Source organism: Kamptonema sp. PCC 6506 (genome assembly GCF_000180455.1).
GTDB classification, from domain to species: Bacteria; Cyanobacteriota; Cyanobacteriia; order Cyanobacteriales; family Microcoleaceae; genus Kamptonema; species Kamptonema formosum.
In genome coordinates this window covers 1-545 of sequence record NZ_CACA01000229.1, presented here as the reverse complement: position 1 = coordinate 545, position 545 = coordinate 1, and the positions used below count along the sequence as shown (strand labels likewise).

The 545-nt window shown below is 34.7% G+C and carries 1 protein-coding gene; it reads right to left on the bottom strand.

The genetic code is table 11. The annotated features are described in order from the left end of the window. Positions 1 to 490: helix-turn-helix domain-containing protein (locus OSCI_RS11965; protein WP_019487996.1), on the bottom strand; the 490-nt coding region annotated here is incomplete at its 3' end. Positions 491 to 545 lie beyond the last annotated feature (55 nt).

The window sequence follows — 545 nt, the reverse complement described above, 5'->3', positions numbered from 1 at the left end:
AGTTTTTTTTAAACTCTATACCCGCCGCTTTGTCTTTTTTGATGCTCGAACGTCTTGGTACTTTTAATTTAGCTTTCATTCGATAGTGTAATTGCTTGTGTAATGTTTGATACTTGACTGATATTTGATATTTCTCTTCTACCCACTTACCAATTTCTTTATAGCTTTTAAATTCACATGATTCCTCACTTAATTTCTCTGATAATCCAGCTATTACAGCTTTAGATATTACTCGGGGTCTACCAGTTGATTTTCCGATTTTTAGCAGTGCGGGTAGACCGCCAAAACTATATTGTTTTAACCATCTATTTACAGTTATCCTATGTACCCCTAAACGTTCTGCTACATCTGTAAGGCTGGGACTTAATCCCGCTTTTAACCAATAAAGTGCCTGAATTTTTTGTCGGTTAGTTATAGTTCGCTGCTGCGACAAAATTATTTTTAACTCCCCAACGCTTAAATCAATTCTTTCTTGGTAATTTACTTTCATGCACCACTCCTCAAAATCTCATTATTATTATAGCATACTTTTAGGGAAATGGTAT